General features: G+C 73.1%; 11 protein-coding genes. All 11 read left to right on the forward strand.

The annotated features are described in order from the left end of the window. The first annotated feature begins 54 nt into the window (after window positions 1-54). The 11 genes from carA to def all read left to right on the forward strand — a co-directional run bounded on the left by carA (window position 55) and on the right by def (window position 13,870). A complete protein-coding gene (carA, locus tag Athai_RS13830; protein ID WP_203961862.1) occupies window positions 55-1,218 on the forward strand; it encodes a glutamine-hydrolyzing carbamoyl-phosphate synthase small subunit in 1,164 nt (387 codons plus the stop codon). Beyond that, window positions 1,211-4,564 (forward strand): carbamoyl-phosphate synthase large subunit, encoded by a 3,354-nt coding sequence (carB, locus tag Athai_RS13835; protein ID WP_203961863.1) that lies wholly within the window; start codon window positions 1,211-1,213, stop codon window positions 4,562-4,564. Before carA ends, carB begins: the two co-directional genes overlap by 8 nt. Next, window positions 4,561-5,667, forward strand: coding sequence for a quinone-dependent dihydroorotate dehydrogenase (locus tag Athai_RS13840; RefSeq protein WP_203965671.1), 1,107 nt, complete (start codon window positions 4,561-4,563; stop codon window positions 5,665-5,667). The genes carB and Athai_RS13840 overlap by 4 nt, the downstream gene beginning before the upstream one ends. Beyond that, complete coding sequence (pyrF, locus tag Athai_RS13845; protein ID WP_203961864.1) at window positions 5,664-6,518, forward strand: orotidine-5'-phosphate decarboxylase; 855 nt, start codon at window positions 5,664-5,666, stop codon at window positions 6,516-6,518. Before Athai_RS13840 ends, pyrF begins: the two co-directional genes overlap by 4 nt. Before the next feature lie 153 nt (window positions 6,519-6,671). Next, complete coding sequence (gene mihF / locus Athai_RS13850) at window positions 6,672-6,992, forward strand: integration host factor, actinobacterial type (protein WP_203961865.1); 321 nt, start codon at window positions 6,672-6,674, stop codon at window positions 6,990-6,992. Window positions 6,993-7,143: 151 nt separating this feature from the next. Then, the gene (gmk, locus tag Athai_RS13855; protein WP_203961866.1) at window positions 7,144-7,743 is read left to right on the forward strand and encodes a guanylate kinase; all 600 of its coding nucleotides are present in this window, start codon (window positions 7,144-7,146) and stop codon (window positions 7,741-7,743) included. Between the two features lie 184 nt (window positions 7,744-7,927). Next, a complete protein-coding gene (gene rpoZ / locus Athai_RS13860; protein WP_030447318.1) occupies window positions 7,928-8,194 on the forward strand; it encodes a DNA-directed RNA polymerase subunit omega in 267 nt (88 codons plus the stop codon). A 149-nt stretch (window positions 8,195-8,343) separates the two neighbouring features. After that, window positions 8,344-9,564 carry a bifunctional phosphopantothenoylcysteine decarboxylase/phosphopantothenate--cysteine ligase CoaBC gene (gene coaBC / locus Athai_RS13865; RefSeq protein WP_203961867.1) on the forward strand — a complete coding sequence of 407 codons (1,221 nt, stop codon included), beginning with the start codon at window positions 8,344-8,346 and terminating at the stop codon, window positions 9,562-9,564. 103 nt (window positions 9,565-9,667) lie between these two features. Next, on the forward strand, window positions 9,668-10,861 hold the full coding sequence (gene metK, locus Athai_RS13870) for a methionine adenosyltransferase (protein WP_203961868.1): 1,194 nt from the start codon (window positions 9,668-9,670) through the stop codon (window positions 10,859-10,861). A gap of 271 nt (window positions 10,862-11,132) precedes the next feature. Next, window positions 11,133-13,070 carry a primosomal protein N' gene (locus Athai_RS13875; RefSeq protein ID WP_203965674.1) on the forward strand — a complete coding sequence of 646 codons (1,938 nt, stop codon included), beginning with the start codon at window positions 11,133-11,135 and terminating at the stop codon, window positions 13,068-13,070. Window positions 13,071-13,279: 209 nt separating this feature from the next. Continuing rightward, window positions 13,280-13,870, forward strand: a complete 591-nt coding sequence (gene def / locus Athai_RS13880) for a peptide deformylase (protein ID WP_203965676.1) — start codon at window positions 13,280-13,282, stop codon at window positions 13,868-13,870. Window positions 13,871-13,874 lie beyond the last annotated feature (4 nt).

The raw sequence follows: 13,874 nt of genomic DNA on the forward strand, positions 1-13,874 counted from the left end.
TCATCGGCATCGTGCGTGGTGCCCCGCCGACGTGCCGACGAGGGAGGAACGTCGATGAGTACAGACAAGACCGCGATCCTGGTCCTGGAGGACGGCCGTACCTTCACCGGCGAGGCGTTCGGCGCCCGGGGGGAGACGTTCGGCGAGGCGGTGTTCAACACCGGCATGACCGGCTACCAGGAGACGCTGACCGATCCGTCGTACCGCGGCCAGATCGTCGCGATGACCGCGCCGCACATCGGCAACACCGGAGTGAACGGCGAGGACGCCGAGTCCGACCGGATGTGGCTGGCCGGCTACGTGGCGCGCGACCCGGCCCGGATCGCCTCGAACTGGCGGGCCACCGGCTCGCTCGCCGACCGGCTGGTCGAGCAGGGGGTCGTGGGCATCGCCGGCATCGACACCCGGGCACTCACCCGCCACCTGCGCGAACGCGGCGCGATGCGGGTCGGCGTGTCCAGCCTGGACACCGACCCGGCGGCGCTGCTGGCGAAGGTACGGGCGGCGCCGCAGATGGTCGGCGCCAACCTGGTCGGCGAGGTCACCACGGCGCAGCCGTACTCGGTGGCCGCCGAGGGCCCGCACCGGTTCACGGTGGCGGCGCTGGATCTCGGCATCAAGCGCAACACGCCGCGCCGGCTGGCCGCCCGCGGCGTGACCACGCACGTGTTGCCAGCCACCGCCACGCTCGACGACGTGCTGGCCACCGGCGCGGACGCGGTCTTCTTGTCCAACGGCCCGGGCGACCCGGCCACCGCCGACGAGCAGGTCGAGCTGACCCGGGCGCTGCTGGCCCGCAAGGTGCCGATCTTCGGCATCTGCTTCGGCAACCAGATCCTCGGCCGCGCGCTCGGCTTCGGCACCTACAAGCTGGCCTACGGCCACCACGGCATCAACCAGCCGGTGCAGGACCGGACGACCGGCAAGGTCGAGGTCACCGCGCACAACCACGGCTTCGCCGTCGACGCACCGCGGGAGAGCGCGACCGACACCGAGTACGGCCGGGTCGAGGTCAGTCACGTGTGCCTCAACGACGACGTGGTCGAGGGGCTGCGGGTCACCGACGGCGAGCGCACCGCGGCGTTCTCGGTGCAGTACCACCCGGAGGCGGCGGCTGGACCACACGACGCCGACTACCTGTTCGACAGGTTCACCACATTGATCGAGGGGCAGGCGCGACCGGCCACCGCAACGCAAGGGGGGCCGGCGAATGCCTAGGCGCACCGACATCCGACACGTGCTGGTGATCGGCTCCGGGCCGATCGTGATCGGCCAGGCGTGCGAGTTCGACTACTCCGGCACCCAGGCGTGCCGGGTGCTGCGGGCCGAGGGGCTGCGGGTCACGCTGGTCAACTCGAACCCGGCGACCATCATGACCGACCCGGAGTTCGCCGACGCCACCTACGTCGAGCCGATCACCACGGACTTCATCGAGCAGGTGATCACCGCCGAGGCGGCGAACGGGCATCCGATCGACGCGCTGCTCGCCACGCTCGGCGGCCAGACCGCGCTCAACACCGCGGTCGCCCTGGACGAGCAGGGCATCCTGGCCAAGCACGGGGTCGAGCTGATCGGCGCCGACATCGAGGCGATCGGCCGGGGCGAGGACCGGGAGAAGTTCAAGCAGGTGGTCCGGGAGGTCGGCGGGGACGTGCCGCGCAGCGCGGTGTGCCACTCGATGGACGAGGTCCGGGCCACCGTCGCCGAACTCGGCCTGCCGGTGGTGATCCGGCCCAGCTTCACGATGGGCGGCCTGGGGTCCGGCATGGCGCACGATCCCGAGCAGCTGGAGCGCATCGCCGGCGCGGGGCTGGCCGCGAGCCCCACCACCGAGGTGCTCATCGAGGAAAGCGTGCTCGGCTGGAAGGAGTACGAGCTGGAGCTGATGCGCGACCGCAACGACAACGTCGTGATCGTCTGCTCCATCGAGAACGTCGACCCGATGGGCGTGCACACCGGCGACTCGGTCACCGTGGCGCCGGCGATGACGCTGACCGACCGGGAGTACCAGCAGATGCGCGACCTCGCGATCGCGGTACTGCGCAAGGTCGGGGTGGACACCGGCGGCTGCAACATCCAGTTCGCGGTCAACCCGGTCGACGGTCGGATGATCGTGATCGAGATGAACCCGCGGGTGTCGCGCTCCTCGGCGCTGGCGTCGAAGGCCACCGGCTTCCCGATCGCGAAGATCGCCGCGAAGCTGGCCGTCGGCTACACCCTGGACGAGATCCCGAACGACATCACGAAGGCGACGCCGGCGGCGTTCGAGCCGGCGCTGGACTACGTGGTGGTCAAGATCCCGCGGTTCACCTTCGAGAAGTTCCCCGGCGCCGATCCGGAGCTGACCACGACGATGAAGTCGGTCGGCGAGGCGATGTCGCTGGGCCGCAGCTTCGGCGAGGCGCTGAACAAGGCGATGCGGTCGATGGAGACCAAAGCCGTCGGTTTCTGGACCCACGACGGCGCACCGGCGAGCGCCGAGGAGCTGCTCACCGCGCTGCGCACCCCGCACGACGGCCGGCTGTACACGGTGGAGCGCGCGCTGCGCGCCGGCGCCAGCGTGCCGCAGGTGTGCGAGGCGTCCGGGATGGACCCGTGGTTCGTCGACCAGGTCGCGGCGCTGGTCGAGTTGCGCGCCGAGATCACCGAGGCGGCGGTGCTGGACGCGGCGCTGCTGCGCCGGGCCAAGCGGGCCGGGCTGTCCGACCGGCAGCTCGCCGCGCTGCGCCCGGAGCTGGCCGGCGAGGACGGCGTGCGCCGGTTGCGACACCGCCTCGGGGTGCGCCCGGTGTACAAGACGGTGGACACCTGCGCGGCCGAGTTCGCCGCGACGACGCCCTACCACTACTCGGCGTACGAGACCGATCCGGCCGCGGAGACCGAGGTGGCGCCGTCGGCGCGGCCGAAGGTGCTGATCCTCGGGTCCGGGCCGAACCGGATCGGGCAGGGCATCGAGTTCGACTACTCGTGCGTGCACGCGGTGATGGCGCTGCGCGACCCGGCCGCCGGCGACGGCGGCTACGAGACGGTCATGGTCAACTGCAACCCGGAGACGGTGTCGACCGACTACGACACCGCCGACCGGCTCTACTTCGAGCCGCTGACCTTCGAGGACGTGCTGGAGGTCGTGCACGCCGAGGACTCGTCCGGCAAGGCGGCCGGCGGCCCGGGGGTGGTCGGGGTGGTCGTGCAGCTGGGCGGCCAGACGCCGCTGGGGCTGGCGCGGCGGCTCGCCGACGCCGGGGTACCGGTGGTCGGCACCAGCCCGGCGAGCATCGACGCGGCGGAGGACCGCGGACTGTTCGGCAAGCTGCTGACCGACGCCGGCCTGACCGCCCCGCAGTACGGCACCGCCACCTCGTTCGAGGAGGCGAAGCAGATCGCCGACGAGATCGGCTATCCGGTGCTGGTGCGCCCGTCCTACGTGTTGGGCGGGCGGGGCATGGAGATCGTCTACGACGAGGCCACCCTGCGCGGCTACATCGAGCGCGCCACGGAGGCCTCGCCGGAGCACCCGGTACTGGTGGACCGGTTCCTGGACGACGCGATCGAGATCGACGTCGACGCGCTGTGCGACGGCGGGCAGGTGTTCCTGGGCGGCGTGATGGAGCACATCGAGGAGGCCGGGGTGCACTCCGGTGACTCGTCCTGCGCGCTGCCGCCGATCACCCTCGGCGCCTCGGACATCGAGCAGGTCCGCCGCTACACCGAGGCGATCGCGCACGGCGTCGGGGTGCGCGGGCTGCTCAACGTGCAGTACGCGCTGAAGGACGACCAGCTGTACGTGCTGGAGGCCAACCCGCGGGCCAGCCGGACGGTGCCGTTCGTGTCGAAGGCGACCGGGGTGTCGCTGGCGAAGGCGGCGGCCCGGATCATGCTGGGCGCCACCATCGAGCAGTTGCGCGGCGAGGGCATGCTGCCGGCGACCGGGGACAACGCCGTGCTGCCCGCCGACGCGCCGGTCGCGGTGAAGGAGGCGGTGCTGCCGTTCAAGCGGTTCCGCACCCTGGAGGGCCGCGGCGTCGACTCGCTGCTCGGGCCGGAGATGAAGTCCACCGGCGAGGTGATGGGCATCGACACCAGCTTCGGCCACGCGTTCGCCAAGTCCCAGGCCGCCGTCTACGGGTCGCTGCCGACCTCGGGCACCGTGTTCGTCTCCGCCGCGAACCGGGACAAGCGGGCGCTGATCTTCCCGGTGAAGCGGCTCGCCGACCTGGGCTTCGAGATCGTCGCCACCGCCGGCACCGCGCAGGTGCTGCGCCGGCACGGGATCGCCACCCGGGTGGTGCGCAAGCACTTCGAGGACCCGGCCGGTGACGCCGGTCCGAACGCGGTCGAGCTGATCGAGTCCGGCGGGGTGGCACTGGTGATCAACACGCCGCACGGGTCCGGGCCGCGCGTCGACGGGTACGAGATCCGCAGCGCGGCGGTCACCACCGACACCCCGTGCATCACCACGGTGCAGGGCGCGTCGGCGGCGATCATGGGCATCGAGGCGCTGATCCGCGGCGAGATGACGGTGCGGCCGTTGCAGGCGCTGCACGCCACCGGGCGCGGCGCCTGATGTACCGGCAGCTGCTGCGCCCGGCGCTGTTCCGGCTGGGCGGCGGGGACGCGGAGGTGGCGCACACCGCGACGCTGCGGGCGCTGGCCGGGCTCGGCGGCGGGTCGGCCCGGCTCACCGCGCTGTGGGCCGCGACCGCCCGCTACCGCAAACACGCCCGGGCGACCCCGGTGGAACTGTTCGGCCTGCGGTTCCCCAACCCGGTGGGGCTCGCCGCCGGGTTGGACAAGGACGGCATCGCGCTGCCGGCGTGGCCGGCGCTCGGCTTCGGGTTCGTCGAGGTCGGCACGGTCACCCGGTACCCGCAACCGGGCAACCCACGGCCGCGGCTGTTCCGGCTGCCGGCCTCGGAGGCGCTGATCAACCGGATGGGTTTCAACAACGCCGGTGCCGCGGCGCTGGCGTCCAGGCTGGCCACGCTGGGGCGGCTGCCGGTGCCGCTGGGCGTCAGCATCGGCAAGTCGAAGGTGACGCCGCTGTCCGCGGCGGTCGAGGACTACCTGGTCTCGCTGCGCACCCTGTACGCGCACGGCGACTACTTCGCGATCAACGTGTCCTCGCCGAACACCCCGGGGCTGCGGACGTTGCAGGACGCCGGGGCGCTCACCGAGCTGCTGACGGCGCTGTCCGCCGAGTCCCGCCTGCTGGCCGCGGGCGGGCCACCCCGCCCGCTGCTGGTGAAGGTGTCGCCGGACCTGACGGAGCCGGCACTGGCCGAACTGCTGCAGGTCTGCACGGACGCCGGGGTCGCCGGCGTCATCGCCACGAACACGACGCTCGCACGCGACGGCCTGGCCGGCACCGATTCGGCCACCGGTGCCGAGCCGGGCGGGTTGTCGGGCCGGCCGTTGCACGAACGTGCGGTGCGGCTGGTCCGGTTCGTGCACGGTGAGACCGGCGGCCGGTTGCCGGTGATCGGCGTGGGCGGCATCCTCGATGCGCACGGCGCGCTGCGGATGCTGGACGCCGGTGCCAGCCTGGTCCAGCTCTACACCGGCTTCATCTACCGCGGGCCGGAGCTGGTCCGCCAGATCAACCGCGCGGTCGGCCAGACGGTGTACCGGCCGCGGGTGCCCGCAACCAGCAGTCAGGAGCCGCGATGACCGATGTAGACAGCTCGTTCGCCGCCCGGCTGGCCGCCGCCGGTGCCGCCCGGCCGGCGCTGTGCGTCGGCATCGACCCGCATCCCGGGCTGCTGTCCGCCTGGGGCCTGGGCGACGACCCGGCCGGTCTGGACCGGTTCGCCCGTACCGTCGTGGAGGCGCTCGCCGACCGGGTCGCGGTGCTCAAACCGCAGTCGGCGTTCTTCGAACGGCACGGTTCCCGCGGCGTCGCGGTGCTGGAGACGGTGATCGCGGAGGCGCGGGCGGCCGGCGCGCTGGTGCTGGTGGACGCCAAGCGCGGCGACATCGGCTCGACCGTCGCCGCCTACGCCGACGCCTACCTGAACCCTGCCAGCCCGCTCGCCGGCGACGCGGTGACCGCCAGCCCGTACCTCGGGTTCGGGTCGCTCGCGCCGATGTTCGACCAGGCTGCGGCGCACGGTAAGGGCGTGTTCGTGCTGGCGCTGACCTCGAACCCGGAGGGCGCCGCGGTGCAGCGGGCAGTGGCCGCGGACGGCCGTACCGTGGCCGGCACGATCCTGGACGAGCTGGCCGCCCGCAACATCGGTGCCACCCCGTTCGGGTCGCTCGGGGCGGTGGTCGGGGCGACCGCGGCGGGCGGAATCGGTCACGATCTGGCGAAGGTGAACGGGCCGTTGCTGGCACCTGGCCTGGGTGCGCAGGGTGGCCGGCCGGAGGACCTGGCCGACCTGTTCGGCCCGGCGTTGCCGCTGGTCCTGCCCGCATACTCCCGCGAAATACTACAAAACGGACCGTCAATCGACGCGTTGCGTATCTCCGCCAACACGGTCTGGCGATCATGCGCTAGCGTGCTGGGTCGAAGCGCGTGAGTTGTTCCGCAAGATTGTGACATCGATGACACCATTTAGCGGGTACCGCTCGCGCGTGCCGGCGTTGCTTCCTGGTGCGATTGCCCGCTAGGTTTCCCGCGCTGGTAGTTCATCCGTTTCGTTTCATCACACACGCAACCCAAGGAGACCTTCGTGCCGCTCCCGTCGCTCACCCCTGAGCAGCGTGCTGCCGCGCTGGAGAAAGCGGCTGCCGCGCGCAAGGCCCGCGCTGAGCTGAAGGACAAGCTCAAGCGGGGGGACACGAGCCTCGCCGACGTTCTCAAGCAGGCCGACACCGATGAGGTCGTCGGCAAGCTGAAGGTGTCGGCGGTGCTCGAGGCGCTGCCCGGTATCGGCAAGGTGCGCGCCGCTCAGATCATGGAGCGGCTGCACATCGCGGACAGCCGTCGGCTTCGTGGCCTCGGCGAGCACCAGCGTTCTTCGCTGCTCGCCGAGTTCAGCGCTGCCGAGTAGGTAAGTTGAGGGTGTGTCGGTGCGGTTGACCGACACACCCTCAGAGCAGTTCGACCCTCGCAGCATCCCGACACCGGCACGCGGGGCGCCGGATGCCACTGGCGCCGGAGTTCCCTGCACGTGCCTGGAGCACGTTCGGTAGAAACAAGCAGTGACCGTTGACCGCGCCGCCGCGCCGCATCCCGCGTTCCTCACCGTCCTGTCCGGTCCATCCGGGGTCGGCAAGGGCAGTGTGTACGCGCGCGTCCGGCAGCGATATCCGGACGTGTGGCTGTCGGTGTCGGTGACCACCCGCCCGCCGCGACCCGGTGAGGTCGACGGCCGGCACTACCACTTCGCCGACCGGGCCGAGTTCGACCGGATGGTGGCCGCCGGCGAACTGCTCGAGTGGGCGGAGTATGCCGGCAACTGCTACGGCACCCCGCGTGGCCCGGTGGAGCAACGGCTGGCGGCCGGGCTGCCGGCGCTGCTGGAGATCGACCTGCAGGGCGCCCGCCAGGTGCGGGCCGCGATGCCGCAGGCCAGGCTGGTGTTCCTGGCCCCACCGAGCTGGGACGAGCTGGTCCGCCGGCTGGTCGGCCGGGGCACCGAGGACGAGCAGACCATCCAGCGCCGGCTGCGGCTGGCCCGCGAGGAGCTGGCCGCCGAGCCGGAGTTCGACGTGACGATCGTCAACCACTCGATCGACCAGGCGGCCGACGAGCTGGTCGCGCTGCTGGATCCGACCGCGTCCGCGACGCACCGCGGCTGACCGGCCACTTCGTGTCCTCGGTCACAGAAAGCGAACGCCGACCCGCAGTTGCCTCGCCGTTGGTCACAACCTGTTGCTACCATCGGTCGTTCACAATGGTGTCAGTCGCCGCCCAGTCGGCATCGGTCGACATGTGACACTGTCGCCGCCCACCCAACGATCGCAGGCATTGAGGTCGATCCGCGTGTCCGGAACCGTGGCCAGTCCCGAAGGAATCACCAACCCCCCGATCGACGAGCTGCTCGAGAAGACGCCGTCGAAGTACGCCCTGGTCATCTTCGGCGCCAAGCGCGCCCGCCAGATCAACGCGTACTACTCGCAGCTCGGCGAGGGCCTGTTGGAGTACGTCGGGCCGCTGGTCGAGACCACCCCGCAGGAGAAGGCGCTGTCGATCTCACTTCGGGAGATCAACGCCGGCCTGCTCACCGCCGAGCCCACCAACGAGGCCTGACGGCGAGTCGCCACCTTCACGGCGTCGCATCCCTCCCGCTGGTCCGGGGCGGATGCGGCGCCGTTGGCGTGTCCGGTTCGCGGTGCTCGGACACGCCGGCCACCTGGCCGAGGTGACGCCGGGCCGGTCGGTGCGGTTGAGTGTGCGGTATGAGCCGAAACATCGTGCTGGGTGTCGCCGGCGGTATCGCCGCGTACAAGGCGTGTGAGCTGCTGCGGCGCTGCACCGAGGCCGGTCACCGGGTCCGGGTGGTACCGACGCCGGCGGCGTTGCGGTTCGTCGGCGCGCCGACCTGGGAGGCGCTGTCCGGCCAACCGGTGCACACCGGCGTGTTCGACGACGTACCGGGGGTCGAACACGTGGAGCTGGGGCAGCGGGCCGACCTGGTGATCGTCGCCCCGGCCACCGCGGACCTGCTGGCCCGGGCCGCCGCGGGCCGGGCCGACGACCTGCTCACCGCGACCCTGCTCGCCGCCCGCGGGCCGGTGGTGTTCGCGCCGGCGATGCACACGGAGATGTGGCAGCATCCGGCGACCGTGGCGAACGTGGCGACGCTGCGGTCCCGGGGCGCGATCGTGGTCGAACCCGACGTCGGCCGGCTGACCGGCCCGGACACCGGCAAGGGGCGGCTGCCGGACCCGGCCGCGCTGTACGAGGTGGTCGAGGCGGTGCTGGCCGGCCGGGACCAGCGGCGCGGCGACCTGACCGACCGGCACGTGGTGGTCAGCGCCGGCGGTACCCGGGAGTACCTGGATCCGGTCCGGTTCATCGGCAACCGTTCCAGCGGCAAGCAGGGGTACGCGTTCGCCCGGGCGGCGCTGGCCCGCGGCGCCCGGGTGACCCTGGTGGCGGCGAACGTCGCGTTGCCGACGCCGGCCGGGGTCGAGCTGGTGCGGGTCGAGACCACCGAGCAGCTGCGCCAGGCGCTGCTGGCGGTCGGTGACGCCGACGCGATGGTGTTCGCCGCGGCGCCGGCGGACTTCCGCCCCGCACACCCGTCCACCAGCAAGATCAAGAAGTCCCCGGGTGGCACCGTGCCGCCGCTGGAACTGGCGGTCAACCCCGACATCGCGGCCGAGCTGGGGGCCGCGAAGCGACCCGGACAGGTGCTCGTCGGGTTCGCCGCGGAGACCGACGACCTGCTCGACAACGCGGCCGGGAAGCTGGCCCGCAAGCGCGTCGACCTGATCGTGGCCAACGAGGTCGGCCCGGATCGCGGTTTCGGTACCGACACCAACGCCGCCACGGTGCTCGACGCCGACGGTGGGCGGACCGAGCTGACCGAGATGGACAAGGTCGAACTGGCCGACCGGGTGCTGGACCTGGTCGTTTCCCGGCTCGGGAAAGCTGGGCCTGGCCGCCGGGCGTGAGTAGTCTCAAGGTCAGATCGTGCGGCCTGGCCACCCGTGAGTTCATCTCGGCGTCGTCCGGCTAGACTCGCCGTTCATCAAATCGCACACTCCGAGGAGTACGATGGCACGCCGCTTGTTCACATCGGAGTCGGTCACCGAAGGCCATCCGGACAAGATCGCTGACCAGATCAGCGACGGGGTTCTCGATGCCCTGATCGCGCAGGACCCGCGCAGCCGGGTCGCGGTCGAGACGCTGATCACCACCGGTCAGGTGCACGTGGCCGGTGAGGTCACCACGGAGGCCTACGCCGACATTCCGCGCATCGTGCGCGACACGATCCTGCGGATCGGGTACGACTCGTCGAAGAAGGGCTTCGACGGGGCCTCGTGTGGGGTGAGCGTGTCGATCGGCGCCCAGTCGCCGGACATCGCGGTCGGCGTCGACACCGCGTACGAGACGCGGGCCGGCGCGAGCGAGGACTCGCTGGACCAGCAGGGCGCTGGCGACCAGGGCATGATGTTCGGTTTCGCCTGCACCGAGACGCCCGAGCTGATGCCGCTGCCGATCGCGCTCGCGCACCGGCTGTCACGCCGGCTGTCGGTGGCGCGGCACGAGGGCACGATTCCCTACCTGCGGCCGGACGGCAAGACCCAGGTCACCATCGAGTACGACGGGTTCCGCCCGGTCCGGCTGGACACCGTGGTGGTCTCCAGCCAGCACGCGCCGGACATCTCCCTGGAGTCGCTGCTGACCCCGGACGTCCGCGAGCACGTGATCACCCCGGTGCTGGCCGAGCTCGACCTGGAGTCCGAGGACTACCGGCTGCTGGTCAACCCGACCGGGCGGTTCGAGATCGGCGGCCCGATGGGCGACGCCGGCCTCACCGGCCGCAAGATCATCGTCGACACGTACGGCGGCTACGCCCGGCACGGCGGCGGCGCGTTCTCCGGCAAGGACCCGTCCAAGGTCGACCGGTCCGCGGCGTACGCGATGCGTTGGGTGGCGAAGAACGTGGTCGCCGCCGGTCTCGCCGACCGGTGCGAGGCGCAGGTGGCGTACGCGATCGGCAAGGCGCAGCCGGTCAGCCTGTTCATCGAGACCTTCGGTACCAACACGGTGCCGGTGGACCGGATCGAGCGGGCCGTGTCGGAGGTGTTCGACCTGCGCCCGGCCGCGATCATCCGCGACCTCGACCTGGCTCGGCCGATCTACTCGCAGACCGCCGCGTACGGCCACTTCGGTCGGGAGCTGGACGAGTTCACCTGGGAGCACACCGACCGGGTCGACGAGCTGAAGTCCGCGGCCACCAAGTAACGACCGTGCGGGCTCGACCCCGCACGAGTTCCTCCGCGCCACCCGCGATTCGGGGCGTGTCCACGGCTGTCCGCCGGGACACGCCCCGGTGCGTGCCGGCGCACCGACGTCGGCGAGGTAGGACTGCAGGGTGAGCCAGGACCCGACGTTGCCGCTGCCCGGCGCGCCCACCCCGCCGGAACGCCCGACCGCCCGCGCGCCGGCCCGCCGCGCACCGGTTCGCCGGCCCGCCCGGACCCCGACCGCGGCCGACGAGCTGCCGGTGGCGCAGGTGGCCGTCGACGTGGGGCTCGCTCACCTGGACCGGCCGTTCGACTACCTGGTGCCGGCCGAACTCGCCGACACGGCGGTACCGGGCTGCCGGGTCCGGGTCCGGTTCGGTGGGCAGCTCGCCGACGGGTTCGTCCTCGCCCGGGTCGCCGACACCGACTTCACCGGCCGGCTCGGCTTCCTGGAGCGCGTCGTGTCGGCCGTGCCGGTGCTGGCGCCGGAGGTGGTGGAGCTGGCGCGGGCCGTCGCGGACCGGTACGGCGGGACCCTCGCCGACGTGCTGCGGCTCGCGGTACCACCGCGGCACGCCCGGGCGGAGCGGGCCGCGCCCGAACCCGCCCCGACCGGCCCGCTGCCGGAACCGGACGGTGCCGGCTGGCGCGGGTACCCGGCGGGGCCGGCGTTCCTGCGCGCGCTCGCCGACGGGCGGGCCCCCCGGGCGGTGCTCACCGCACTACCCGGTGACGACTGGGCGGCCCGGCTCGCCGACGCGCTGGCCGCCGTCGCGGCCGGCGGCCGGGGTGGCCTCGCGGTGGTGCCCGACGCGCGTGACCTGGACCGGCTCGACGCCGCGCTGACCGACCGGCTCGGCGCCGGCCGGCACGTCGCGATCGCCGCCTCGCTCGGCCCGGAACAGCGGTACCGGCGGTTCCTGCGCGCGGTGCGCGGCGAGGTGCCGGTGGTGATCGGCACCCGGGCTGCGATGTTCGCGCCGGTGCCCGCGCTGGGCCTGGTGGCGATCTTCGACGATGGCGACGACCTGCACGCCGACGACCATGCGCCGTACCCGCACGCCCGCGAGGTGCTGCTCACCCGCGCGCAGCAGACCGGTGCCGCGGCGCTGCTCGCCGGGTACGCGCGCAGCGCCGAGGCGCAGCTGCTGCTCGCCACCGGCTGGGCCAAACCGATCACCGCCGACCGGGCCGCCCTGCGCGCCGCCGCGCCGCGGGTGATCGCCACCGGCGACGAGTTCCAGCTCTCCCGCGACCCGTCCGCCGCGGCGGCCCGGTTGCCCGGCGTGGCGGTCCGCGCCGCTCGGGAGGCGCTGGCCGCCGGCGCGCCGGTACTGGTGCAGGTGCCGCGTCGTGGCTACCTGCCGGTGGTGGTGTGCCAGCGGTGCCGGGCCCGGACCCGGTGCCCGCAGTGCGCCGGCCCGCTGGCCGTACCGGCGGCGGGCGGGTTCCCGGTGTGCCGGTGGTGCGGCCACACCGCCGGCGGGTACCGGTGCCCTGAGTGCGGTGGCCGCGAGCTGCGGGCCGCCGTGATCGGCGCCCGGCGTACCGCCGAGGAGCTGGGTCGGGCGTTTCCCGGCGCGGTGGTGCGCACCTCCGGTCGCGACGGGGTGCTCGCCGCCGTCGACGCCGAACCTGCCGTGGTGGTCAGCACCCCGGGCGCCGAGCCGGTCGCCGCCGACGGGTACGGCGCGGTGCTGCTGCTGGATTCCTGGGCGCTGCTGACCCGCGCCGACCTGCGTGCCGCGGAGGAGACGCTGCGTCGCTGGCTCGCCGCGGCGGTGCTGGCCCGGCCGGCCGACGCCGGCGGCCGGGTGGTGGTCGTCGCCGACGCCTCGGTGCCGGTGGTGCAGGCGCTGGTGCGGTTCGACGCGGCCGGCTTCGCCGAGCGCGAGCTGGCCGACCGGCGGGCGCTGGGGTTCCCACCGGCGGTACGGATGGCGAGCCTGACCGGTACCGCCCCCGCGATCGCCGAGCTGCTGGCCGCGGCGACGCTGCCGGACGGTACCGACGAGCTGGGCCCGGTGCCGGTCGCGACCCCCCGGGCGGCCCCCGACGCGCCGGAGCGGGAAAGGCTGCTGCTGCGGGTGCCGCGCCCGCAGGCGCCGGCGCTCGCGCTGGCGCTGCGCGCCGCCACGGCGGTACGCAGCGCCCGCAAGGGCGCCGACCCGGTCCGGGTTCAGGTCGACCCGCTGGACCTGCTCTAGCCGGCGCGTGCCGGCGGCTGGTCACGGGATGCCGGTGGCGGTCCGTAGACTGGTGCCGATGATCGTCGTCGGTGGGAGGGGACCGCGTCGTGAGCGCACCTGCTGAGCCGTCGGCGCCGGCTCCGGCCACCGATCCGGCTACCCACACCGAGGCGGCCCCGGTCGAGCGGGTCGAGCCGCGCCCGTCGACTGCGGTGGTCACCGGCTCGATGCAGCTGGCGGCGACGGACCTGGCCGACGCGCGGGTGCGGGCGCTGCGGCTGTTCGGCGACCCGGTCCTGCGCACCGAGTGCGAGCCGGTGGTGAGCTTCGACGCGGAAGTGCGGGCGCTGGTGCGGGACCTGTCCCGCACGCTGGCCGAGGAGCGCGGCGCGGGCCTCGCGGCGCCGCAGATCGGGGTGTCGGCCCGGGTGTTCGTGTTCGACGTGCCCGGACCGGACGGCCGGGTCAGCGGGCACCTGGTGAACCCGGGCCTGGACTTCCCGGACGACGACGAGCAGGACGGCCCGGAGGGCTGCCTGTCGATACCCGGCCTGTACTTCGACACCCGGCGCCGGCAGAACGTGATCGCCCAGGGCTTCAACGCGTACGGGGACCCGGTGCAGGTGGTGGGCAGCGGGCTGATGGCGCGCTGCCTCCAGCACGAGACCGACCACCTGGACGGGGTGCTGTTCGTCGACCGCCTCGACCCGGCGACCCGGCGGGAGGCGATGCGCGCGATCCGCGACGCCGACTGGGCCGCCGGGGCCGCCCCGGCGGTCAAGGTCAGCCCGCACCACATCCACGGCCGGCTCGGCTGAGAGG

This window comes from Actinocatenispora thailandica, from assembly GCF_016865425.1.
Lineage (GTDB): Bacteria > Actinomycetota > Actinomycetes > Mycobacteriales > Micromonosporaceae > Actinocatenispora > Actinocatenispora thailandica.

Bases quoted from the DNA above. Each gene is read 5' to 3' on its own strand.
- pyrF (WP_203961864.1), top strand. From the start codon at position 5,664: ATGACCGATGTAGACAGCTCGTTCGCCGCCCGGCTGGCCGCCGCCGGT.
- carA (WP_203961862.1), top strand. From the start codon at position 55: ATGAGTACAGACAAGACCGCGATCCTGGTCCTGGAGGACGGCCGTACC.
- metK (WP_203961868.1), top strand. From the start codon at position 9,668: ATGGCACGCCGCTTGTTCACATCGGAGTCGGTCACCGAAGGCCATCCG.
- coaBC (WP_203961867.1), top strand. From the start codon at position 8,344: ATGAGCCGAAACATCGTGCTGGGTGTCGCCGGCGGTATCGCCGCGTAC.
- def (WP_203965676.1), top strand. From the start codon at position 13,280: ATGCAGCTGGCGGCGACGGACCTGGCCGACGCGCGGGTGCGGGCGCTG.
- carB (WP_203961863.1), top strand. From the start codon at position 1,211: ATGCCTAGGCGCACCGACATCCGACACGTGCTGGTGATCGGCTCCGGG.